General features: G+C 61.2%; 22 protein-coding genes. 15 read left to right on the forward strand and 7 right to left on the reverse strand.

The features are described from left to right. The first annotated feature begins 206 nt into the window (after window positions 1-206). On the forward strand, window positions 207-1160 hold the full coding sequence (locus ACRSCF_RS13785; RefSeq protein ID WP_244388139.1) for an AEC family transporter: 954 nt from the start codon (window positions 207-209) through the stop codon (window positions 1158-1160). 31 nt (window positions 1161-1191) lie between these two features. Here the strand turns inward: ACRSCF_RS13785 and pdxH are convergent, their stop codons facing one another. Then, window positions 1192-1839: a pyridoxamine 5'-phosphate oxidase gene (pdxH, locus tag ACRSCF_RS13790; protein ID WP_017405177.1), complete on the reverse strand. Its 648-nt coding sequence runs from the start codon at window positions 1837-1839 to the stop codon at window positions 1192-1194. A 52-nt stretch (window positions 1840-1891) separates the two neighbouring features. Here pdxH and ACRSCF_RS13795 point away from each other — a divergent pair, with 52 nt between their 5' ends. Further along, on the forward strand, window positions 1892-2464 hold the full coding sequence (locus ACRSCF_RS13795; RefSeq protein ID WP_034369173.1) for a nucleotidyltransferase family protein: 573 nt from the start codon (window positions 1892-1894) through the stop codon (window positions 2462-2464). Window positions 2465-2466: 2 nt separating this feature from the next. Here ACRSCF_RS13795 and ACRSCF_RS13800 read toward each other — a convergent pair whose 3' ends face one another. Further along, on the reverse strand, window positions 2467-3033 hold the full coding sequence (locus ACRSCF_RS13800; protein WP_034369167.1) for a MarR family winged helix-turn-helix transcriptional regulator: 567 nt from the start codon (window positions 3031-3033) through the stop codon (window positions 2467-2469). Window positions 3034-3276: 243 nt separating this feature from the next. On the opposite strand from ACRSCF_RS13800, the gene ACRSCF_RS13805 reads away from it, so the two are divergent. Genes ACRSCF_RS13805 through ACRSCF_RS13825 form a run of 5 tightly spaced genes read left to right on the forward strand, consistent with a single transcriptional unit; the run spans window position 3277 to window position 8714 of the window. Then, window positions 3277-4260, forward strand: a complete 984-nt coding sequence (locus ACRSCF_RS13805; RefSeq protein WP_034369170.1) for a Bug family tripartite tricarboxylate transporter substrate binding protein — start codon at window positions 3277-3279, stop codon at window positions 4258-4260. Window position 4261: 1 nt separating this feature from the next. Further along, window positions 4262-6556 carry a xanthine dehydrogenase family protein molybdopterin-binding subunit gene (locus ACRSCF_RS13810; protein ID WP_244388141.1) on the forward strand — a complete coding sequence of 765 codons (2295 nt, stop codon included), beginning with the start codon at window positions 4262-4264 and terminating at the stop codon, window positions 6554-6556. Further along, the gene (locus ACRSCF_RS13815) at window positions 6549-7445 is read left to right on the forward strand and encodes an FAD binding domain-containing protein (RefSeq protein ID WP_244388143.1); all 897 of its coding nucleotides are present in this window, start codon (window positions 6549-6551) and stop codon (window positions 7443-7445) included. The genes ACRSCF_RS13810 and ACRSCF_RS13815 overlap by 8 nt, the downstream gene beginning before the upstream one ends. After that, window positions 7442-7948 carry a (2Fe-2S)-binding protein gene (locus ACRSCF_RS13820; protein WP_016447071.1) on the forward strand — a complete coding sequence of 169 codons (507 nt, stop codon included), beginning with the start codon at window positions 7442-7444 and terminating at the stop codon, window positions 7946-7948. The genes ACRSCF_RS13815 and ACRSCF_RS13820 overlap by 4 nt, the downstream gene beginning before the upstream one ends. Beyond that, window positions 7938-8714, forward strand: a complete 777-nt coding sequence (locus tag ACRSCF_RS13825) for a CoxG family protein (RefSeq protein ID WP_026062333.1) — start codon at window positions 7938-7940, stop codon at window positions 8712-8714. The genes ACRSCF_RS13820 and ACRSCF_RS13825 overlap by 11 nt, the downstream gene beginning before the upstream one ends. Window positions 8715-8735: 21 nt before the next feature. Here the strand turns inward: ACRSCF_RS13825 and ACRSCF_RS13830 are convergent, their stop codons facing one another. Continuing rightward, on the reverse strand, window positions 8736-9347 hold the full coding sequence (locus ACRSCF_RS13830; RefSeq protein ID WP_244388145.1) for a superoxide dismutase family protein: 612 nt from the start codon (window positions 9345-9347) through the stop codon (window positions 8736-8738). A 150-nt stretch (window positions 9348-9497) separates the two neighbouring features. Continuing rightward, the gene (locus ACRSCF_RS13835) at window positions 9498-10121 is read right to left on the reverse strand and encodes a gamma-glutamylcyclotransferase (RefSeq protein ID WP_034369131.1); all 624 of its coding nucleotides are present in this window, start codon (window positions 10119-10121) and stop codon (window positions 9498-9500) included. A gap of 238 nt (window positions 10122-10359) precedes the next feature. On the opposite strand from ACRSCF_RS13835, the gene ACRSCF_RS13840 reads away from it, so the two are divergent. Then, window positions 10360-10884 carry an OmpA family protein gene (locus ACRSCF_RS13840; RefSeq protein ID WP_034369134.1) on the forward strand — a complete coding sequence of 175 codons (525 nt, stop codon included), beginning with the start codon at window positions 10360-10362 and terminating at the stop codon, window positions 10882-10884. Window positions 10885-10978: 94 nt separating this feature from the next. Here ACRSCF_RS13840 and gloA read toward each other — a convergent pair whose 3' ends face one another. Further along, complete coding sequence (gene gloA, locus ACRSCF_RS13845; protein WP_026062330.1) at window positions 10979-11428, reverse strand: lactoylglutathione lyase; 450 nt, start codon at window positions 11426-11428, stop codon at window positions 10979-10981. 348 nt (window positions 11429-11776) lie between these two features. Between gloA and ACRSCF_RS13850 the strand changes: the two genes are divergently transcribed. Genes ACRSCF_RS13850 through ACRSCF_RS13865 form a run of 4 tightly spaced genes read left to right on the forward strand, consistent with a single transcriptional unit; the run spans window position 11777 to window position 17324 of the window. Next, window positions 11777-12433 (forward strand): response regulator transcription factor, encoded by a 657-nt coding sequence (locus ACRSCF_RS13850; RefSeq protein WP_016447065.1) that lies wholly within the window; start codon window positions 11777-11779, stop codon window positions 12431-12433. A 19-nt stretch (window positions 12434-12452) separates the two neighbouring features. Beyond that, window positions 12453-13625, forward strand: a complete 1173-nt coding sequence (locus tag ACRSCF_RS13855; RefSeq protein ID WP_244388146.1) for an EAL domain-containing protein — start codon at window positions 12453-12455, stop codon at window positions 13623-13625. A gap of 25 nt (window positions 13626-13650) precedes the next feature. Continuing rightward, window positions 13651-16584 carry a hybrid sensor histidine kinase/response regulator gene (locus ACRSCF_RS13860; RefSeq protein ID WP_244388148.1) on the forward strand — a complete coding sequence of 978 codons (2934 nt, stop codon included), beginning with the start codon at window positions 13651-13653 and terminating at the stop codon, window positions 16582-16584. Window positions 16585-16631: 47 nt separating this feature from the next. Continuing rightward, window positions 16632-17324: a response regulator gene (locus ACRSCF_RS13865; protein ID WP_016451730.1), complete on the forward strand. Its 693-nt coding sequence runs from the start codon at window positions 16632-16634 to the stop codon at window positions 17322-17324. Between the two features lie 7 nt (window positions 17325-17331). On the opposite strand, the gene ACRSCF_RS13870 is transcribed toward ACRSCF_RS13865, so the two are convergent. Beyond that, on the reverse strand, window positions 17332-18120 hold the full coding sequence (locus ACRSCF_RS13870) for an Hpt domain-containing protein (RefSeq protein ID WP_244388150.1): 789 nt from the start codon (window positions 18118-18120) through the stop codon (window positions 17332-17334). Between the two features lie 268 nt (window positions 18121-18388). Then, the gene (locus ACRSCF_RS13875) at window positions 18389-18664 is read right to left on the reverse strand and encodes an H-NS family nucleoid-associated regulatory protein (protein ID WP_016447060.1); all 276 of its coding nucleotides are present in this window, start codon (window positions 18662-18664) and stop codon (window positions 18389-18391) included. Between the two features lie 454 nt (window positions 18665-19118). Between ACRSCF_RS13875 and ACRSCF_RS13880 the strand changes: the two genes are divergently transcribed. From ACRSCF_RS13880 to ACRSCF_RS13890, 3 genes are all read left to right on the forward strand, one after another. Then, window positions 19119-19406, forward strand: a complete 288-nt coding sequence (locus ACRSCF_RS13880; protein WP_016447059.1) for a hypothetical protein — start codon at window positions 19119-19121, stop codon at window positions 19404-19406. Between the two features lie 629 nt (window positions 19407-20035). Beyond that, window positions 20036-20623 (forward strand): (2Fe-2S)-binding protein, encoded by a 588-nt coding sequence (locus ACRSCF_RS13885; RefSeq protein WP_013802282.1) that lies wholly within the window; start codon window positions 20036-20038, stop codon window positions 20621-20623. After that, window positions 20620-22920 carry a molybdopterin cofactor-binding domain-containing protein gene (locus ACRSCF_RS13890; RefSeq protein ID WP_432675970.1) on the forward strand — a complete coding sequence of 767 codons (2301 nt, stop codon included), beginning with the start codon at window positions 20620-20622 and terminating at the stop codon, window positions 22918-22920. The genes ACRSCF_RS13885 and ACRSCF_RS13890 overlap by 4 nt, the downstream gene beginning before the upstream one ends. The last annotated feature ends 7 nt before the right edge of the window (window positions 22921-22927 follow it).

The raw sequence follows: 22927 nt of genomic DNA on the forward strand, positions 1-22927 counted from the left end.
CTTGTTATCGACTGATGAATGTCAGTGGCGACAAGTCGCCAGAAAAGGGAGCTGTTCGGCATGAATCTGAGCCTTGGCACGTCCGTGGAGGCTGGCCGGGCCTTCGAGGCCCGGGACGATGCCTGAACGAGGCAGGGCCGGGTCTGCGGCGCATAATCTGCGCGCGCCGCAAGCCTGCGCAGGCGCAGCTTCCCGGTCCTGCTTCAGTGAACTCTCCCGTCTTTGCCTCCCTCATCCCTGTCATTCTTTGCATAGGAGCAGGCTTTCTTGCCGCCCGGCTGGCCTGGGTGCGTGCCACAGCCATCAAGGATTTGTCCAACCTTGTGTTTCTGGTGCTTACGCCGGCGCTGCTGTTTCGCACCATGGGTGCGGTGCGGGTACAGGAGCTGGACTTTCAGCCCGTGGCCCTGTATTTCCTGGCGACTGCGCTGATCTTCGTGGTGTCCATGGTGCTGGGCGGTTTTTCCACGCGCTCGGCCGCGCGGGGGCTGGCCAATATGTTCAGCAACACCGTCATGATCGGCGTGCCGCTGGTGGGGCTGGTCTACGGGGAGGAAGGGCTTGTCACGTTGTTCACCCTGGTCTCGCTGCATGCGCTGATCCTGCTGACCGCAGCCACCATCGTGTTCGAGCTGGCCGAGGCCCACGAACGCCAGCGCTGCGGCCAAAGAGCACCGCGCCCCATGTGGCGCACGGTGCTGCAGGCCGTGCGCAACGGCATCGTGCATCCTGTGCCGCTGCCCATACTCGCTGGCTTGCTGTTCGCTCAGACTGGGCTGGTGCTGCCCGAAGCGGTGGACCGGTCCCTACAGGTCCTGGGCCAGGCGCTGGGCCCCATGGCGCTGCTGTTGGTCGGCGTGACACTGGCCTACACCAGGGTGGGCCAGAACTTGCGAGAGGCTGCTGGCATCGCGCTGGTCAAGAACCTGGTGCATCCGCTGCTGATGCTTGCGCTGGCCTGGGCCTTCGGCCTGGGTGGCCTGCCCGTGGCCGTGATGTTCACGGCGGCTGCATTGCCCGTGGGGGCCAACGTGTTCCTGTTCACGCAGCGCTATGGCGTGATGCAGGAGGAGGTGTCCGCCAGCATCGCGGTGTCCACTGCGCTGGCCTTGCTTACCGTGCCGCTGATGCTGTGGCTGGCCCAGCGCCTGCCGGGCTGATGGGTTTCAGCAGCGCCAGCAATCGAGGGGATCAGGGCGCCAGGCGCTGGCGCAGCCAGGTTCCAGCTTCAAGCTGGTAGCAAAGGCGGTCGTGCAACCGGCTCTTGCGGCCTTGCCAGAATTCCCAGCGCTCGGGCACCAGCCTGAATCCACCCCAATGCGGCGGGCGTGGCGGGTTCAGCAGGAACTGCGCGCCGTACTTGGCCGCATTGGCCACCAGTACGCTGCGCCCGCTGATGACCTGGCTTTGCGGGCTGGCCCAGGCGCCAATGCGAGAGTCCAGCGGGCGGCTGTTGAAGTAGGCGTCGCTTTCGGCCTCGCTGACTTTTTCCACGCGGCCCTCGATGCGCACCACGCGCTCAAGCTCCACCCAGTGGAACTGCAGCGCGGCAAAGGGGTTGCCCGCCAGTTGCTGGCCCTTGCGGCTGTCGTAGTTCGTGTACCAGACCAGGCCGCGCTCGTCGTAGCCCTTGATGAGCACGATGCGCGTGCTGGGCCGCAGGTCGCCGCCCACGGTGGCCAGCGTCATGGCATTGGGCTCGGGCACCTGGGCGCTCAGGGCTTCCTGCAGCCATTGGTCAAACTGCTGCAGCGGATCGGCCAGGGAGGCCGATTCGCTGAGTTCCGCGCGCTCGTAGCTTTTGCGCAGATCGGCGATCGAGGTGGAAATGCTGCTCATGGCCTGCATTGTGCCTGCGCCCGACCTGCCATTTGCTGCGCTAGAGTTGCGCATGCTCAGAGACTTCAAAGGCCGCCCCTGCGTGCTCATCCTCGCCTCGGGCCGTGGCGAGCGTTTCCGCGCGTCGGGCGGCGCCATGCACAAGCTCGCCGCGCCGCTGGGCGGCAGCACCGTGCTGGAACACACACTGGCCGCCGTCCGCGCCAGCGGCCTGCCCTGGCATCTGGAAGATGCGGGCCACCCCGGTATGGGCGATTCGCTGTCTGCGGCCGTGCGTGCCACAGCCGATGCGCCAGGCTGGCTGGTCTTGCCGGCCGACCTGCCGCTGGTGAGTCCACAGACCTTGCTGAAAGTGGCCGATGCATTGCATGCGGGGGCCCGAGCCGCCCAGCCTGTCCATCAAGGCGAGCGTGGACATCCCGTGGGTTTCGGCGCCGCATGCGGCGCGGCGCTCATGGCGTTGAGCGGAGAGAAGGGCGGGGCGCCTGTGCTGAAGGCGCTGCGCGAAGCCGGACATGTGGTTCAGGTCGATGTGGACGATGCTGGTGTGCTCACCGACATCGATACGCTGGACGATCTGGCGCGCGCTGAGGTGTTGCTGCAGAACCGGCCTGAAGTGGGCTGAATTCAGGCTTCGCCGTCTGCCGTAGCGGGGCCGCCTTCGGTCGCTGGGTCGGCTTGGCTGCCTTGGCAATAACCGCGCAGTTTGAGCAAGGCCCGATACATCACCTCCCGTTCCTCCTGCGTCAGCGCCAGTAGAGCAGCGGCCTGGTGTTGCCGGGCCACGGGCATCACCTCGTCATGCAACTGCCGGCCCGCAGGCGTGATGGAGCACAGGATCTTCTTGCGTGGAGTGGAGCCTTGCGCCAGCAGGGCCACCAGGCCGCGTTCCTCGAGCAGCCGCAGCGCCCGGCTCACCAGGGCCTTGTCCGAAGTGGATTGCACCACCAGCGCGCTGAACGGCAACTCGCCTGCATGCGCGACAAGGGCCAACAGCCGCCACTCCGAAACCGTCAAGCCCGCCGTATCGGCATAGGGCACGGTGATGGTGCGCCGCAGCGCATTGCCCACCTGGCTCATCAGCGTGGTCAGAAAGGCATCGACGGTCAGGCTGCTGCCTGCCTCGTCAAGGTGGGTCCAGGGATTGCCTGCGGGCGTGCTGGGCACAGGGAAAGGAGAAGGTGGGATGGACATGTTCCCATCAATTGTTTCACAGGCTGCCTGACGTTTGTCTTGTGGAATTTCTTTGGAGAAATCAATAGAGGTCAATCGGTGTTTTCAGTAAGTTGATTCATCAACTTGCCGGAGAAAATCGTCATTGATTCTTTTGAGGATCAATGTTTCATGGATGAATCGTATGAATTCATCCCATAGCCAGCCCCAGCTGCCATGCCCGTATCTGACCGATGCATGTCCGCGCTTTCAAAGGAGCCAGTGATGACCCCCCATCGTCGGCAAGGCCTGACCATTGCAGCATTGGCTTTTGCCACCGCTGTCTGTGGTCCGGCATTTGCACAGGACTACCCCGCCAGGCCGATCACCGTGGTGGTCGCCTATCCCGCAGGTGGTGACACGGACGCCATGGCGCGCCTGTTCGCCGAAAAGCTCACGGTGCGTCTGCGCCAGCCCGTGGTGGTGGACAACCGGCCCGGGGCGGGCGGCACCGTGGGCAACAACCTGGTTGCGCGGGCCGTGCCCGATGGCTACACGCTGCTGTTCACGCCCAACCCCTTCACCATCGCCCCCATGGTGATGAGGCTCCCTACTGCCGCGACCTATGACCCCTTGAGAGGTTTCACCCCCGTGGTGCAGACCGCCAGCCAGGCCGTGCTGCTCGTGGCCCATCCCTCCACGGGATTCAAAAGCGTGGCCGACATGGTGGCTGCGGCCAAGGCCGGCAAGACGCTCAGCTACGCCAGTCCCGGCGCAGGCTCGCCCATGCACATAGGTGCCGAGTGGCTGAACCGCGCTGCCGGAGTGAGCATTCAGCATGTGCCCTATCGCGGCGTGGCACCGGCCGTCAACGATGTGGCAGCGGGCCATGTAGGACTGGCCTACGTCACGCTGGGGCCGGTGGCCCAGTACATCCAGGCGGGCAAGCTGCGCGCGCTGGCCGTGACCGACCCGAAGCGTTCGCCCCTGCTGCCCGATGTGCCTTCGCTGGCGGAACTGGGCTACAGGGACATCGCCGCGGGTGCCTGGAATGGCTTCTTCGCGCCCAAGGGCACGCCGGCCGCCGTGGTGCAGACCTTGAACACCCATCTCAACGAGATCCTCAGGATGCCGGAGGTGGCGGCAAAGATGGCCACCTTCGGTGCCGTGCCCGTGGGCGGGTCGCCGCAGGTGCTGGCCGATGTCAACGCTGCCGACTACGAGCGCCTGGGCAAGGTGATCCGCGAACTCGGCATCACCGCTGAATGACATGAATACCTCGAATTCCACGCTGGGCCGCGAGACGGCCCAGGTCACGGCGCTGTCCAAGGTACTAGGTCGTGCCCAGTACGCGGGCGACCTCAAGCTGCCGGGCATGCTGCATGCCAAGCTGTTGCGCAGCCCCTATCCGCATGCGCGCATCGTGCGCATCGACATTGCTGCAGCGCGTGCGCTGCCCGGTGTGAAAGCCGTGCTGACCGGGGCAGATGCACCGCGCACGCCCTGGGGCGTGAGCCACAAGGAGCGGCGCATCCTGGCCGACGGCCTGGTGCGCTTTGCGGGGGAAGAGGTGGCAGCCGTGGCTGCCGCCACAGAAGAGATCGCCCGCGATGCGCTGGACCTGATCGAGGTCGAGTACGAAGAACTGCCCGCCATCCTGACGCCCGAGGAAGCCCTGGATGAAGAAGCGCCCGGCGTTCATCCGGGCCGGGGCAACATCGCCCACGAGATCCGCTTCGAGCGCGGCGATGCCGATGCCGGATTCGCCGCAGCTGATCTGGTTCACGAAGCCACGTACACCACGCATGCGCAGTACCCGGGCTACCTGGAACCCATGGCAACCCTGGCCTCCATCGACGCCGATGGCCGCCTGTTGGTACAGACCTCCACGCAGTCGGTTTTCCTGGCGCGTGCCCGGCTGGCGGCGGCGCTGGAGCTGCCGGTGTCCGCCATCCGCGTGGTGCAGGCCACCACGGGCGGCGGCTTTGGCGGCAAGATCGTCGAGGACGACAACCAGCTTGTGGCGGGCCTGCTGGCCCTGCGCACCGGGCGGCCCGTGCGCCTGGTCAACAACCGGCTGGAGGACTTCCTGGCCTGCTGCTCCAGCGTCCCCGAGCGCATCACGCTCAAGCTGGGCATGGCGCGTGATGGCCGCATCCTCGCCAAGCAGGTGCACATCGTTGCCGAGTGCGGTGCCTATGCGGGTCTGTCGGCCGAGGTCATGCACGTCAGTGCCATGCGCAGCGACAACATGCACAGGCAGGGCAACGTCCGATCGCACGCCACCCTGGTCTATACCAACAACCCGCCGCACGGCGCGTTCCGCGGCTTTGGCGGTACGCAGATGCTGTTCGCGCTCAACAGCCACATCCACATCATGGCCGAGCAGCTGGGGCTGGATCCGGCCGAAGTCCACAAGCTCAATGCAGTGCAAGCCGGCGACGTGACAGTGCATGGCTGGAAGATCGGCAGCGCCGGCCTCAAGGAGTGCATAGACCAGGCCACCGATGCCATCGACTGGCGCGGCAAGCGCGCCCGCCCTCGCCAGGCCCTTGGCGCCCGCCGCAGGGGCGTGGGCATGGCCGCGGCCATGCATGTCAGCGGCAACCGCACCATGGGCAACTGGGACGGCTCCACCGTGGTGGTGCGCATCCATGAGGATGGCCAGGTGCTTGTGCTCAGTGGCGAGTGCGACATGGGCCAGGGCGCGGCCACCATGCTCAGCCAGATCGTCGCCCATGAACTCACGCTGCCGTTGTCGCAGGTCCGCGTGGCCGCACCCGACACGGACAGCACGCCCTTCGCCATAGGCTCGCTGGCCTCGCGCGTGACCATGGCTGCAGGCAATGCCGCCATAGGTGCCGCGCAGGCGGCCCGCAGCAAGCTGCTGGCCCTGGCCGCCGTCGTGCTGGAGGCGCAGGTCGACGACCTGGAGCTGGCCGATGGTCAGGTGCGCGTGCGCGGCACCGACCGTGCGGCAGGCATGGCCGAGCTCGCACGCCAGCACATCTGGCGCCATGGCGGCGAGGGCATACAGGTCAGCCACACCTGGGATGCCCAGACGCAGATGCACGACGCCCAGCTGCACGGCAACATCGCGCCGGCCTATTCCTTCGCGGCCCAGGCAGTGGAGGTCGAGGTCGATACGGAAACCGGCCAGGTCCTGGTGCTTGACAGCTATGTGGCCGACGACTGCGGCAAGGCGCTGAACCCCGTCGCCATCCATGGGCAGACCAACGGGGCCACCGTCCAGGCCATGGGCTGGGCCCTTTACGAGCAACTGCACCTGGAAGGCGGGCGCCTGGCCAACGGCAACTTCGCCGACTACACCATGCCAACGGCCGACGCCGTGCCCTTGCTGCGCGGCGGCTTTGTCGAGTCCAACGACCCCAACGGCCCCTATGGCGCCAAAGGGGCCAGCGAAACCGCCATCCTGCCGGGAGCGCCTGCCATCGCCAACGCCGTGTACGACGCCATCGGCGTGCGCATATGCGATCTGCCGATCACGCCCGAAAAAATCCTGGCGGCGCTGCGTGCACGCGCCGAGGAGGGCCGTCATGCATGACTTCGACTTCCTGGAGCCCACCTCGGTGGCGGAGGCCAGCCGGTTGCTGGCCGAACTGGGCGAGGACTGCCGCGTGATCGCCGGCGGCACGGCCTTGATCCTGGGCATGCGTCAGCGCATGCTCGCGCCCACGCACCTGGTCTCGCTGGCTGGCATCGATGCGTTGCGCGGCCTGGACTTCGACCCGGTGCGTGGCCTGCGTATCGGCGCCCTGGTGCGCCATGCCGAACTGGCGGCCTCGCCGCTGGTGTCGCATCACTATCCTGTCCTGGCCGGCATGGCGCAGCGCATGGCCAACCCGCAGGTGCGCAATCAGGGCACGGTGGGCGGCAATCTCTGCTATGCCGACCCCTCCACCGACCCGCCCGGCTGCCTGATGGCATTGGGCGCCCAGATCGTGCTGGCCAGCGCAAGAGGCGAGCGCCTGTTGGACATCGAGGACTTCCTGGTCGACTACTACGCCACGGCGCTGGAAGGCGACGAGATCGTCAGCGAGATCCGCGTGCCGCCCATGGGGCAAGGAGACGACCGGCGCAGCGGTGTGTACACGCGCTTTCTGCGCACAGCGGCCGAACACCGGCCGCTGGCCAGCGTGGCCCTGGTGGCGCACACCGCCGGGGGCATCTGCCGCGACGCGCGTCTCGTCGTGGGCGCCTCTACGCCCATACCCGTGCGCCAGCGGCGCGCCGAGGGCTTTCTTGAAGGCCGTGCCCTCACCTGGGCCTTGGCGGCCGAGGCGGGTGACATCGTCGCGGCCGACATCACACCGGTTTCGGACCTGCGCGGCTCGGCGGATTTCCGCCGAGAAATGGTGCGCGTCAACGTGCGGCGCACCGTGGCCGAACTGTTTGGCCTGGACCTGGCACTGGAACAAGGAGAGCTGGCATGAGCCGACATCGCATCGAATGCACCGTCAACGGCGAGCCCTGCAGCGTGGACGTGCCTGCGCGCCGGCTGCTGTCGGATTTTCTGCGTGATGACCTGCACCTGACGGGCACCAAGCGCGGCTGCGAGACGGGCGTGTGCGGCGCCTGCTCGGTGCTGCTGGATGGCGAAGTGGTGAAGTCCTGCCTGCTGCTGGCCGTGCAGGTCCAGGGCCGCGCGCTCACCACCATCGAAGGCCTGGCCGACCGTATTGCTGGGGGTGCGGGCGCAGACCCGTCACAACGGCTGCACCCGCTGCAGCAAAGCTTCATGCAATGCGGCGGCCTGCAGTGCGGCTACTGCACACCGGGCTTCATCATGGCCGCCTGCGATCTGCTGGGGCGCAACCCCCTTCCCGGCGCGGACGAAGTTCGCCATGGCCTCAACGGCAACCTGTGCCGTTGCACGGGCTACACCCAGATCGTGGAATCGGTCCTTGTGGCCGCGGAGAAAATGCATGGAAATTGAGAAAACCCTGACTGTTTCGGCCTCGCGAGAGCGGGTATGGGCCTTGTTGCTCGATCCCCAGGTCATGGGAGGTGCCGTGCCGGGCATGCAGTCCATCGAAGTGGTCAGCCCTACCGAATACGTGGCGGTGATGCACCAGAAGATCTCCTTCATCAGCGCCAGATTCAAGCTGCGCACACGCATCGTCGAGCAACGCGCTCCCGAGTATCTGCGCGTGGAAGGAACGGGAGAAGACACCTCGGTGGCCAGCTCGCTCAAGCAGCGCAGTGAAATCTTCCTGAGCGCCACGCCGGATGGAGGCACCGAACTGCGCATCAAGATCGACGTGGACCTGCTGGGCCGTCTGGGCGCCTTCGGCCTGAGCGTGATGAAGACCAAGGCCGACCGAATATGGGAGGAGTTCGGTAACAATCTGGCCGCGCGGCTCGAAGGCGGGGGAGGGGAGCCCGCTGCGGGCAAGGCGACCATGCAGGCGCCTGCACCTGTCGCGCCCGCGCCGGCCTCCGAGCCAGCCAGGGAAACGGTGGTGCAAGCCCGGAATTCGCCAGCACCAGCGCCAGCTTCGGAGCTCTCCTCCACGGCCCAAGACCTGCGGGGCCGTGGCTGGTGGGGGCGGCTAATCGGCAGCTTGAGCGGTGAGGGCAGCGCGGGCGCTGCCGACACCATTCATGTCGAGCTGCGCCGTGGCGATACCACGGTCAGCGTCCAATGGCCGGGCGCGCGCGCCGAGCAGTGCGCGGCGTGGCTGCGCGACTGCCTGCGCTGAACGCAGACCCGGCCGAGCACATCATCCGCGCGTGATCACCGCACAGGCCAGGCGCGCCCCGGAATTGCCGGTGGGCTGCGTGGTGTAGTCGTCAGGGTCCTTGTGCACGATCAGGCCGCGGCCCACCACGCTGTTGGGACTCTGATCCAGTGCCAGGCCGCGCGAAACGAAATCTATGCTGGCCATGCCTTGCGCGTCGGACCGCAGGCTGGGCAGATCCCCTGCGTGGTGGACAGCGGAATCGAAGCGGCCATGGGCGTGGCCGGTGGGGTTGAAATGGCCGCCCGCGCTCAGGCCATCAGGGCTGGAGCAATCGCCTTTCTCATGGACATGAAAGCCATGCTCGCTGTTGGGCGCCAGCCCCTGAACCGAGCCCTGAACGCGCACGCTGCCATCGGCCTGGGCAGTGAACTGCAGGCTGCCGCTGACCTTGCTGCCTTGCGTGGGCTGCAGCTGGGCCATGGCCACGTTGCGGGCGGCAGGGGCTGCGGTGACGGCTGCCGGGGTGGACGCCGCGGCTGCGGCAGGAGGCTTGGACTGGCTGCCGCAGGCCCCAAGGGCCAGCACCATGCCGGCTGCCATCAGCAGCTTCACGGCGGTGGACGGGGTGGAGGGGGAAGCGTTCAAACGCATGGTGGCAATCTCCTGGTTGATATCCGTGCTGGAAAAGTTGTGAGGCGCATTGCGCGCAGCCGCCATCTTGCAGCGTGCAATACGGTGGATATGTCGGAGAGGGCAGCGTTATGCGCCTGCGCGCATCAGCGTATCAATCGCATCAAAGCGTCAGCGCGCGGCTTGCGCACCCGCTTCAGGCTGGCCCGCGTAGCTGAGCAGGCGCTGCAAGGCACGGTCCCGGATGCCGAGGCGCTTGAGCTCATCGAAGGTTGCGCGCGCATAGTCATGCGTGCTGCCATAGATGCCCTTGGCCTCGCTGAAGATGCGGCGATAGTCTTCGGGCGCCAGCTCGCCCGTGTGATTGGGGCTTTGACGGGACAGCGTGAACGCCAGCGCCTGCACCGTGCCCTGGCCGGTGCGGCAGGGCAGCCAGCGGGGGTCATAGACGGCATTGGCCATCTCGCGCTGCCACAGCTTTCTCATGACGTCATGGCCGTGGTGCCGGGGAATGCGGAACACCATGCCCTGGCAGCTGCCGCCGGACAGCATGCCAAAGACCAGACCAGGGTTCTGGGGGGTGCCGCGGTTGATGGTGCTCCACATCTTCAGCGCCCGGTGCCAGCCAAAGACACGGGCCGTGCGGCGTTCGCAGAAATCGAAATCCGGCCGCCAGATCAGCGAGCCGTAGCCAAAGATCCAGAGGTCATCGCTTCCGCCCCATCGGTGCAGCGCCTCGTCCAGCATGGGCTGGGACTCTCGGCGGACAAATGAGAATTCTGGCAGGGCGGACATGGGCGCTGTGGCGTGAAGGAACAATGACGTTTTAACGCCTGTCGGCCCAAACGGTGCACAAGCGCCTGCGTTGCCCTTGCACGGCCGGTCTTTTGTCTCTGCGGCGCCACAGTTCGTGCCGGGTGGCATCACGGGGCTTGGGCGGTGCGCAGGGCCGTTGGCGGCGGCCCTCTACAATCGGCCGGTTTTTCGCAGTCTTTCTGGTTTCCTTCAACAGTTCATTCACGGAGAGTGCTTCATGTCCTTCAGTCAATCCGACGACGACAGCCAACAACGTTTTGCCCTGGGCTTTTTGTTTGCGCTGATTGCGCTCGTCGTCTCCACGGTCGTGGGTGTCGTGGTCTACCAGCGCGGTATTGCGCATGGTCCTGCAAAGACGACAACCGGCGCCACACCTGTGCCGGCGATGGCGCCTGTGGTCCTGGAGGAAGACGTGGCGCGTGTCGTTGTCGAAAACGGCGTGGTCAAGTTCTACTTCGCATCGGCCAAGGCCGAGCTGGCGGCTGGCGCCAATGAAGCGCTGGCCGATGTGGTGGCTGGTGTGCAGGGCGGCAAGCGCGCCGTGATCTCTGGATACCACGACGCCACCGGCAGCGCCGAACTCAACGCCGAACTGGCCAAGAAGCGCGCCCTGGCAGTCCAGGCTGCCCTGTCGGCACTGGGCGTGGCCGAGGAAAAGGTCGAACTCAAGAAGCCCGAACAACTGCAGGCCGATGGCAGCAATGCCCAGGCCCGCCGGGTGGAAGTGATCCTGGTGAATTGAACCGAATCAGCAGTGCGGCTGGCAGCAGCCGCAGCTAAAAACAAAGGCCCGGAGCGATGAACGCTCCGGGCCTTTGTTTTTGGGGCTGCGTGGATCAGGAATTGCGCAGGGGATCGAACTTCTCGCCGCCAGCTGGCTGCACGCCGGCATGGGCGCGTGAGTTCTCCTGTATGAGTTCTATCTTGTAGCCGTCCGGATCCGTCACAAAGGCAATCACCGTGGTGCCGCCCTTGACGGGGCCGGCCTCGCGCGTCACGTTGCCGCCGGACGCCTTGATCTTCTCGCAGGCGGCATAGGCATCAGGCACGCCAATGGCGATATGGCCGTAGGCCGTGCCCATGTCGTAGGACTCCGTACCCCAGTTGTAGGTCAGCTCGATCTCGGCCTGGCCAGGGTTGCCGCCCTCGAAGCCCAGGAAGGCCAGCGAGTACTTGTACTCGGGGTTCTCTGAGGTTCGCAGCAGCTGCATGCCAAGAACCTGTGTGTAGAAATCGATGGAACGCTGGAAATTGCCAACGCGCAGCATGGTGTGAAGGATTCGCATCCACGGATTGTGCCGGGATTTGGCGGTCTCTTCACGCGCTCGGCCATGGGGTGAGGTCGCTTCAGCCCCACCCCGGCATCGGTCGCGGGCTCCTGCCCGGGCGCGTGCATCTCATCCACAGACTCCCGTCTGGTCCGGATGCTTGGCCTGCAACGCATTCAACCACCGATTCAACTATCTGTTGAATTCTAGGAGTGCTCCCTAGGACTGACGCCCGAATTCGCAGCAATTGGGTCAAAAAATCAGACAAATCTTAGATTTTGAAGTGGAAAAATCAGATTAATCCAATTAAATCCTAGTGCGCCACTGCCTAGAATAGGAATGTTCTTCTTGCTATTTTTTTGAGTCATGAAAAATTTCGTCTTGCGGATACTGATTGCCGATGACCATCCGGCAGTTCTGGCAGGCATAGAAAGTGTTTTGGAGGAAAAAAATGAGATAGAGATTGTGGGTCGAGCGAAAAACTCCACGGAAATCATCAATTTTCTCAGGCAGAACGAATGCGATGTGCTGGTGACTGATTATTCAATGCCCGGCGGAACCTATGGTGACGGCCTGGTCATGCTGAATGTCATCCGGCGACGATTTCCCGGCGTCAAGATCGTGATGCTGACCATGATTGAGAATATTGGGATCATCAAGTCGCTTGCCAATCAGGGGATCTACAGGATAGTCCATAAAACAGATTCTTTGGGGAGCCTGGTGCCGGCGATCTATGCGGCATACACAGATGGTCAATTCATTTCGCCGAGCGCAAGCAAACTGCTTGGCGGCGAATGGCTCGGGGCGGTACGAACATCGATAGAACTGTCAAAGCGTGAAGAGGAAGTTCTGCTCCTTTTCATTTCTGGAATGACAGTGTCTGAAATAGCGAAAAAACTCTATCGCAGCATCAAGACGGTCAGTACGCACAAGGTGGCGGTCATGAATAAACTGGGCATCCGCAAGGACATTGACCTCATTCGCTATGGAATAGAGATGGGATGGATTGATGCCAGAAAATAGTCCCGATCATGGCAAAAGAATGATCGTTGCCACAAACGATCCGATGGCCCCATATTGGATACAGCAATGTTGCAAACAGCAAGGAATTTTTCACGGCATTCAATGGATCAGCAATACGGATGAGCTTCTGGCGGAACTGAAGAAATTCAATGCGGATGCGGCCTTTGTGGATATGGATTTCATCGGCGAAAAGCTGATGAGGTTCCTCAATGATCTGGCACTGTCTGAAGTGGATGTTCCCATCATCCTTGTCAGCAGCTGCGAACCAAGAATATTCCATGCGGTCGCTGACTATGCCCGGAGCCTGGCACTCAACATCGTCTGTGCAATATCTCGCTCCAGAATGGCAAGAGAGGTGCCGGTCAACGGGGATTTCCTGCTGCGTATCCTGGGGCGGACCAAGACGGAGGGTCAGCCCAGGACGATCTTGCCGATCCCGAGAGCAAGGTTGACGAACGCTTTGCACAGCGGCGAAATCGTTGCCCATTTTCAACCCTTGCATCATGCAGGCTCGGGCAGAATCATCGGGGCGGAAGCCTTGGCCCGGTGGCCTATTTCGGCCACGGAACTGTTGCCACCTGCTGCGTTCATGAAGGCCATCGGAGACCATGGATTGATGCATGAACTCACTCTCCAAATGCTCCTGCAGTCCATCTCTTTCATCAAATCGGCAGCACCTTCAGGGCAGTTCATCTGCAGCATCAATGTATCCGCCTCCCTGGCGGCATCCTGGGAGTGGATGGATTCGGCATTGCGCGTGATCAGGGATGCAGGTGTCTCCCCTGAAAATATCGGTTTTGAGGTGACGGAAGATGGGGCGGATGATCTCGACAAGTCCCTGGGCGGTGTCATTGCGAATTTACGAATGAGTGGCTTTCAGTGCGCAATGGATGACTTTGGCGTGGGCGGCTCGACCCTAGGGCGCCTGCTTAGCGTTCCTTTCAACCAGATCAAGATTGACAAGGCTTTGCTGCATGCTGCAAGAAACCAGGCCCATGCAAAGAGAGTGCTGAGCAAAGCGGTGTCGCTTGCGAAAGATGTTCGGGCACAGGTGGTTGTTGAGGGAGTGGAGGACGTTGATGATCTGGGAATGATCAGGAGGATGGATGCCGATGTCGCCCAGGGATTCTTGTATTCCAGAGCACTTTCCTGCAAAGATTTTATCGACTACATGAGGCGATCATTGGCCTGAGCAATGGCTGTATATCGATGTCCAGATGGAAATCCATAAAAAAGAAATTGCAGAAAAGGAAGATCTTCTGCTTCTGGCCAGATATAACAAGAGACTGCTTTTTGGTGGGGGGCTGATCTTTTCTTTCCTTGTGATCATTGTCGCGTTATTTGCGGCATCGTTCGAGTTCAATGATTTCATGGAGGAAAGAAGGTCAATTTTTCAGAACAAGAGAACTAGAATTCTGGTGGAGATAGAAACAAAGCAGGTCATCATGATGCGTGGAATAATCGCATCAGAATTGCTTTGGGGGCAAGCGCATATATCGCAACCGGCGGGAGTTGGCAGGCCGGGCGCTATGATCACGGGTGTGAGTCCGGTGGTTTTGCTCGAGGATAAGGGCGACAAGCCTGCATGCAGGCGATACAGGGATATGCTGGAGGAGCTTGCATACCTGGCAAACTCGAGTTTTCTTCAGGATGGAAGAGCCATATCTGTATATGCCTTCAGTCCGGATGGCGGGTTCATCGGTGCTCTCCTGCCTCAGATTCCAGATGAGCCTGAGCGGGAACGGATGCTCTTGGAGCTTCAGCAACAGATTGCCGGGCTGCCGAAAGACAAAGGCGTTCCACTTCATTCCGGACAAGTGCGCCACCCCATTTGGCTTCCCCCGACCAAAAGTATTCTGACGGGTGAAATGTCGTTCCAGGTTGTTGTTTCTGCATTCCATAGGGGTAAGCCATTTCTCACCGTGGTGAGTGACATGCCTACCCAGCATATTGAGAATCTGATGCAGCAAGGTGAGGATAGAAGTTCCTTTCTGATCATGGACTCCCAGGGAAGCGTTGCCCTGGGTGTTGAACCCGAGGGCTACAGCAAAGCGGATTTCTTTGATATTGAATCATCGAAATTCCAAGGCAACCTGGTGAGTCGCTATCTTCTGTTCAAGTATGGTGCTGTATACAAGGATGGTTTTTTTCATTACTACTCGAGGATATCGAATACAAACATGATTCTGCTCCACGTGTTTTCGTGGAAGGATGCGGTTTTTCTAAAGGGAAAATCGTTCGTATATTTGATTCTTTCGTTGATATTCATTGTCTTGTTCTGGTGTTTTTTGATATATTTCTACGAAAAGGTATTTATTCCAATCTATGAAAAGGCAAAGAATGTTTTCGATACCGAGCAGCTGAGTCGAACCATTATTGCCATGGCTCCTTACGGACTTGGTCTTCTTGATTTCAAGGAGAAAAAAATGCTGTTGGAAAACAGCATGATGTTCAAATACAAGGAGAGTGCAGTACTGCGTGGCCCGGTCCCTGGCGAGCTATTGATCGGCTATTTCCACAGAGTTTATGTGGAGAAATATCTTGGTGGCGGGAAAAGTGACTATGTGCCCGTGTCCAGCGAGGTGGTGATTTCCAACGATGGAACCATTGCAGAGCTCTCCATGATCATGGTGAAGGCAAAATACCAAGGTCGGAACGTGCTGTTGTGCGGGTTTGCCGATATCACGGCTCACAAGCAGGTCCAAAGAAGCCTGGAGGATGCAAAGAAGGCTGCGGAAGAGGCAAACCATGAAAAATCATCTTTTCTCGCCGTAATGAGCCACGAGATACGCACTCCACTCAATGCGATACTGGGGAATCTGGAAATACTGGGAAGAAGCATTCTGTCCATGGAGCAGAAAACACGGCTGGACATCATTTCGAATTCCTCACATTCTCTTTTGTCTCTGTTGAATGATGTCCTCGATTTCTCGAAGGTCGAGTCTGGTCAGATGAGTGTCGAGATGGCCGGATTCGATCTCAAGTCTGTGATCAGGCAGGTGGCATCCATCTATAAACCCTTGGTGACAGAGGCAAAAATTGAATTTTCCCTGACCATCGATGATTCGCTGAAGTCTGGATATCTTGGCGATGCTGAGCGCATCAAGCAAATACTCAACAATCTTCTCAGCAATGCCTTGAAGTTCACCAAGAGTGGAAAAATAGAGGTATATGCATCCGACAGATCCGGCGAGCTGAACATCAAGGTATCCGATACTGGAATAGGTATTCATCATTCGCAGCATGCGTTCATCTTCGATGCGTTCAAGCAGGCCGGCTCGGAAATCGCCACGAAGTTTGGAGGAACCGGACTTGGGCTGACGCTGTGCCAGCGGATGGCCCACCTCATGGGAGGGGAGATCCGGTTTTCAAGTGTCCTTGGAAAAGGCAGCATTTTCGAGCTGGTGCTGCCCGCATACCATGCGCAGCCCGCATCATCCGCTGTCGCTTGGGAGGATGGCGATGTCCTGCTTTCGGAGGACGAGCGAGAGGATTTCTCGGCAAGGATTCTGGTGGTGGATGACCACCCTGTTAACAGAATGCTGTTGCTGGATCAGCTGAGGATCATTGGGTATGAGGCCGATTCTGCAGAAGGAGGGGAATCTGCCTTGAGCATGCTGGCACAGCTGGCCTATGACCTGGTTCTAACCGACCTGCAGATGCCCGGCATGAACGGTTATGTGCTTGCACAGCACATCCGTAAGGATTACCCCGGGATTAGAGTGGGGGCAATAACGGCAAACGCAGGCAAGCATGAAAGGGATAAATGTGCCAAATTCGGCATATCTGACATCATCGTCAAACCAGCCTCCCTGAAAAGCATCAAGGAATTCATTGATAGAAATATCGGCAAGTCCGGGGTTTGCCAAGTGGATGCATTGCCGGCAAGAACAGGCAAGATTTCTGGCTACCGTGACATTCTTGTCTCAACAACACAAGCATCCTTGATCTCCTTGAAGAAATCCTTGGAAAAAAGAGATCTCGTGGCTGTGCATAGGGAAATTCATGCCATGAAGGGGGCATTTGCAGTGGCAGGGTTCAATGACATAGTCCAGGCGCTTGATAGGATTTCTTCTCTTGTCAATGCGCGAGATTTTCGAGCGGTCGATGTGGAGCTCGTGAATTTCATGGACGTTCTGAAAGATTTGTGAGAAAGGTTGAAAGCCGGCTGGTGTCAGGTTATTCATATTTACGCACCATGGACTATAAAAAATACCTGAAAATATCCGTATTGTTGGCGGACGATCATCCTGGGATAATATCAGGTGTCAGGCATGAATTGTCTGGTGAGTCAGAAATTGCATTGAATGGGAGTGTTTCAAATTCAACCGATCTGATTCAAAAGCTGGAAGAGGGAGGTTTTGATGTGCTTGTATCCGATTACTCCATGCCGACCGGGCAATATGGAGATGGACTGCATCTATTCGGTTATATATCGAGAAGATTCCCAAAATTGGGTCTGGTGGTCCTGACCATGCTGGATAACTCGGCAATACTCCAGGCTCTGGGTCGTGTCTCGAACATCAGTATTGTCAGCAAGGCCGATCCGGTGCTGCATCTTGTTCCCGCAATCCACGCGGCATTCACTGGCGGAGTTTATTTTTCGCCAGCCATCGCCGAGCGGCTGGAAAGAGGTGGTGCGGGCGGGCTGGGTGGAGTGCAGGGGGAGAGAAGAGTGCCTGCCGAGCTGAGCCCCAAGGAGTCCGAGGTAGTGCGGTTGTACGCTGCTGGCCTGCGCATTGATGAAATTGCAGCCAAGCTCAACAGGAGCAAGAAGACCATCAGCACGCAAAAAGTCAAGGCCATGCAAAAGCTCGGCATAGAGCGAGACATAGACCTTATGAAATATGCCTTGGAATGTGGGTGGGTGACATCATCGAGATCTCAATGATGCATGTTCATTCCGCCTTCAGTGCCTGTATGTCCTGGATGACTGCTTCAAGCTGGAGCTCCAGCAGCGAGAGCGAATGTCTGTGATATGCCAGCCCATCATGGCCCATGCGGCTTTCCAGGTCGGCGCACCGTATTGACAACTCGACCAGATCAAAGAATCTCAGTGAGCCAGACAGGTTGTGAAGCTCTCTTTGCACATCTTTGCAGTTTGGGCTGGATTTGATGGTTGCCAGAGAAGAGCGCGCAGATTCCAGGAAGGCATTTCTGATGGGTGGCGCAATTTTCTCGAAATGGACGACTTCGTCAGTCGGCAGGAGGCTGTCGGGGTTGGGATGCGTTGAATGGATCGCCATCGTCAGCGCATCAAAAATCCCCTGCGGTGAATGCCAGGATACCGCGATGATGCGGGCATTGATCACTCTGGGCTGCATGGGATGGCTGGCTTCACATTCGATGATGCGTGCCGCTCCTGCCACCAGGCGGTTTTCGTCCTTGGCATTCCATGAAGTCTTCGGCCCGCACAGCACGACAACGTGGAACTTCTGTAGCCGATCCTGGCGAATCGCGGTGGGATGGCGGCATGCCGTGGTCACCAAACCCCACTCCTTGAGCAAAGGGAGCAGATGGGTGTGCTGATCGTCGCATGACGAGATGAACAGAATCTGCTGTCCTGAAAATGGCAGATGGGGCCGCAAGAGTGCATCTGCGACAGGTGTCGTTCCAAAGGCGGTCGGTAGCTTGTCAGGACGGCGTGCGGTGGGGGCACTGTCCGGGGCGGAGATCTGTTTTGTCATGGAAGGCCGAACGTCGGGGGCCGGTCTCTACAGCGAGAAATTTCAAGATGCAGATCAGGCCGACTGATTGAACCACGGCATCCATCCACAGTGCATGTCTAAGGGCATGTGCGCGTGCTTGCCGCGATTGCACGGGGCCAGGCCTGGGCAATGCCGCCCTGCAGAAGTGCAGGCACGCCAATTCAGGTGCACGTTCCAGGTGGGGCCAGAATGAAAAAAGCCTGCAAGTGACTGCAGGCTGTTTTCATGGAGGCGTTTATCCAGGGCTTCAGATGGCGAACTGGGCGCGATCCTTGTCCTTGATCCAGGCGGGCGGCTTGCCGCGTCCGGTCCAGGTGTCACCTGTCTCTGGATTGCGGAACTTGGGGGCCACGGTGGAGGAGGCGCGGCGTGCCGTGAAAATGTCGTCGGCTGTCAGGCCGTAATCCTGAACCAGACCGCGAATCTTGGCGATCACATCACTGACTTCTTGCTTGCGTGCTGTCTGGATCTGGGCCTCAAGTGCTTCGCGCTGCGCCAGAAGTTCTTTGTATGTGTTGCTCACGGTAGTTTGCCTTTCATGGATTGAAGCGCGAATATTAACTGTTTTTTAAGAACCGGTTTGCATGCTTTCGATTATTTCCCCCTATGACCACCATTGCCCGTCCCGAATGCGTTCAAACTGCCAGGTAAACCTTGGTTAAAGAGCCGTTGCGCAGTATGGCGCTGTATGTTCTGCGGGTTTTCAAAATCCTGTGCACCCTCGCTTTCGGGCTGGGCGGAACTGGATAAGCCGTGACTCCGGGTTCTTGGCCGGCGGTGCTGGTATTGAGCGATGCAAGGGCCGCGCTTTACCCAAACTCCGGTGCGGATTCGGAATCCTTCAAGTCCAGTCTGTACGCTGCTTGCCAGATGAGATGCGAACAAATCAGAGGGTGTGGCCGTCCCGTCGACGTGCCTTGTGCAAGCGTCTGGATTTTTCTGTGCAATGCTGTTTATTTGTACAGTATGATGCAGTCATGAGCATCGATCAGATCGCCTTCGCACTCCCCGCAGCCCTTGCCGTCTGGCTGTCCCAATCCCGTTCCGCCGCGCTTCGGCGATGGGCCTGCCTCTTCGGCCTGGGGGGCATGCCGTATTGGATTTACAGCGCGCTGTCTGCCGGGCGCTGGGGCATGTTGGCCTTGGCCTGCGTGTTTGCGCTGGGGTGGCTTTGGGGGCTGTGGGTGCATTGGCTGACTCCCCGGCGGCGTGTGGCCATGGATTCGGGCCTTGGCACGATCCAGATCACACCGGGCACCCGCTGATGCTTGGGGTGGCAGCCAGCAGCCTTGCGTGGTGCCGATCCTGCAGACGAGCAGGTGTTTTGCAGGCGCTGCGCATGATGCATTCGTGAATTTCAAGCGTTCTCACTGGAATTTGATGCAGGTAAAAGCCGAGTGTTTTGCTGGGTTGGTGTGATTTTCGAGCCGACGCGTTGAACGCCTGGACGGGCTGCGATCTCTATGCCCGGCCGTGCATGGCTGAAAGATCCGGACGGAAATTGCTGCAGCGTGTCCTGCCCTCCTGTGCACTGCGGTGGTGCACTCCTTTTCGCTCTTGGTGCAGGCTCACTGATCAGCCTGCTGCGCTGTGCTTTCGTGGATATTTCCGATGGATGAGTTTGGTCTTGTGCATAAAAAGCCACGGAAATCCGCAGTCTGTGCGGGTGCCGGGATGGCAGCACGCTGGCAGCGGCGAGCAAGTGCGAGGCATAGAATCGTTTGCATACAACAGGCAGCCAGCCATCCGACTTGCCTCTAAAAACCACGTGAAATAGCCCACCCCGCCGGCGGTGGGCTTTCTTTTTCGGGCCCTGCTGCGGCGTGCCTGACGCCTGATTTTTCAGTGCGCACCTATGGTTTGCACCTGTTGTCAACCACAAGGTTTGCATACGATGAAATTCACTCTCAACCAACAAGAGGTCGAGATCCAGGGCGTGAGCCCTGAGACGCCGCTGCTTTATGTGCTGCGCAACGACATGCAGCTCAACGGTCCCAAGTTCGGCTGCGGCCTGGGCGAATGCGGCGCATGCGCCGTGCTGATCGACGGCAAGGTGGCCCGCTCCTGCTCCGTTCCCGTGAGCGTGGTCCAGGGCATGAAGGTCACGACGCTGGAAGGCCTGTCCCAGGATGCGACCCAGGCCGAGCACGCCCGCGTGGCGCGTGACTGGGAAGCCGCCCATCCGGCCGCCGTGCCGGGGATGCCTGCCGGCAAGCCCGCAGCCGATGCACAGGGCAAGGCCGTCTACCGACTGCACCCCGTGCAGCAGGCTTTCATTGACGAGCAGGCCGCCCAGTGCGGCTACTGCACCAACGGCATGGTCATGGCCCTGGTGGCCTTGTTCGACCACAAGCCCACGGCCACCGACGAGGAAGTCACCCAGGCCCTGTCCGGCCACCTGTGCCGCTGCGGCACGCATGTGGAAATCATGCGTGCGGCTGCTCGCGCCCGCGTGCTGATCGCCCAGGGAGGTGCAGCATGAGTGCATCCAACCCCCTTCAACTGACGCGCCGCAACCTGCTCAAGCTGGGCGGCATGGTCATGGTCAGCTCGGTGGCGGCCGCTGGCCTGGTGGCTGAAAGCACGGGTACGGCGCCCGCCGTGGCCGGCGCCTTCCCCATTCCCCCCATTGACCGGGTGAGCAGCTTCATCGCCATTGGCGCGGACGGCAGCGTCACGGCCTACCACGGCCACGTGGACCTGGGCACGGGCATCCGCACCTCGCTGGCGCAGCTGGTGGCCGATGAGCTCGATGTGGAGTTCGAACGCATCACCATGGTTCTGGGCCACACGGGCCGCACGCCCAACCAGGGCCCGACCATTGCCAGCAACACCATCCAGGTGGATGCCATCCCCATGCGCAAGGCCGCCGCGCAGGTGCGCCAGCTGCTGCTGGGCCTGGCTGCCGAGAAGCTGCAGCAGCCCGTGTCCGCACTGACCACGTCCAAGGGCGCGGTGGTGGCCAAGGGCGGGCGACGCATCGGCTACGGCGAACTGGCCCAGGGCCAGGACCTGAACATTGCGCTGGACAAGGAAGTGCCGCTGCGCACCGGCGGTTTCAACTACATCGGCAAGTCCGTGCAGCGCGTGGACATTCCGGCCAAGGTGCTGGGCGCGCTGGCCTATGTGCACGATGTGCGCGTGCCGGGCATGCTGCACGGCCGCGTGGTGCGCCCGCCCTATGGCGGTGCCGATGCGTCGGCGCCGCTGGGCAGCAGCCTGATCTCGGTGAACGAACAGTCCGTGGCGCATCTGCCGGGCATCGTCAAGGTAGTGGTGCAGGGCGATTTCGTGGGCATCGTGGCCGAGCGCGAAGAGCAGGCCATTGCCGCCATGCGCCAGCTGGAGGTGAAGTGGAAGGACTGGGCCGGCGTGCCCGACCTGTCGCTGAACGCCATGCACGACACCCTGGTCAAGCACGAGAAGACCGACCGCATGCTGCGCGAGGACGCGGGCATTGACGAGGCCTTCTCGGACGCCAAGAAGGTGATCGAGGCCGACTACGTCTGGCCCTACCACCTGCATGCCTCCATCGGCCCGTCCTGCGCCGTGGCCGAGGTGTCCGCCAGCCAGATCCAGGTCTGGACCGGATCGCAGAACCCGCACGACGTGCGCAAGGACATCGCCACGCTGACCGGCATGGCGGCCGACCAGATCAATGTGACGCGCCTGGAAGCCTCGGGCTGCTATGGCCGCAATTGCGCGGACGACGTGGCATCCGACGCCGTGCTGCTGTCGCAGGCCGTGGGCCGCCCGGTGCGCGTGCAGCTGATGCGCGAGCAGGAAGCCGCCTGGGAGCCCAAGGGCACGGGCCAATTGATCCGCGTGCGCGGCGGCCTGGACGAGAACCATGCCGTGCTGGGCTATGAGCTCAAGACCTGCTACCCGTCCAACGACGCGGCGGCCCTGGCCCTGATCCTGACGGGCAAGGTGCCCAACAAGCCCAAGGTGCTGCAGATGGGCGACCGTACGGCCATCCCGCAGTACGAGTACCCCAAGATGCGCGTGGTCTCGCAGGATGCGGCGCCCATCGTGCGCGCTTCGTGGATGCGCGGCGTCTCGGCCCTGCCCAACGTCTTTGCCCATGAATGCTGGATCGACGAATGCGCCTACCTGGCCGGCGAAGACCCGCTGGCCTACCGCCTGCGCTACCTGAAGGACCCGCGCGCCGTGGCGCTGACGCACGCCGCCCGCAAGCAGGCCGGCTGGCAGGACGGCCCGGCCCACCGCAACCCCGCGCCGGCCGACCAGCGCCTGGTCAAGGGCCGCGGCTTTGCCTACGCCCGCTACTACCACAGCAAGTTCCCCGGCTACGGCGCGGCCTGGGCCACCTGGATCTGCGACGTGACCGTGGACCGCGAGACCGGCGTGATCAAGGTGGACAAGGTCTTCGTGGCCCATGACTGCGGCGAGATGGTCAACCCGGCCGGCGTGCGCCACCAGGTGCACGGCAACATCATCCAGTCCACCAGCCGCGTGCTCAAGGAGTACGTGACCTTCGACAGCAAGGGCGTGACCTCGCTGGACTGGGGCGGCTACCCCATCCTGCGCTTTGACGAGCTGCCCGAGATCGACGTGCAACTGGTCGAGCGCCCCGGCGAAGACCCCATGGGCGCGGGCGAATCGGCCTCCGTGCCCAGCGCCGCCGCTGTCTCCAACGCCGTGTTCGACGCCACCGGCGTGCGCCTGCGCGAAGTGCCGTTCACCCCGGCACGCGTGCTGGCCGCACTCAAGGCAAAGGCTGCCGATGCAGCCCCGGCCGACAAGGCACAGAACTGAGAGCGGA

This window comes from Delftia sp. 11MD, from assembly GCF_050907895.1.
GTDB lineage: Bacteria > Pseudomonadota > Gammaproteobacteria > Burkholderiales > Burkholderiaceae_C > Comamonas > Comamonas tsuruhatensis.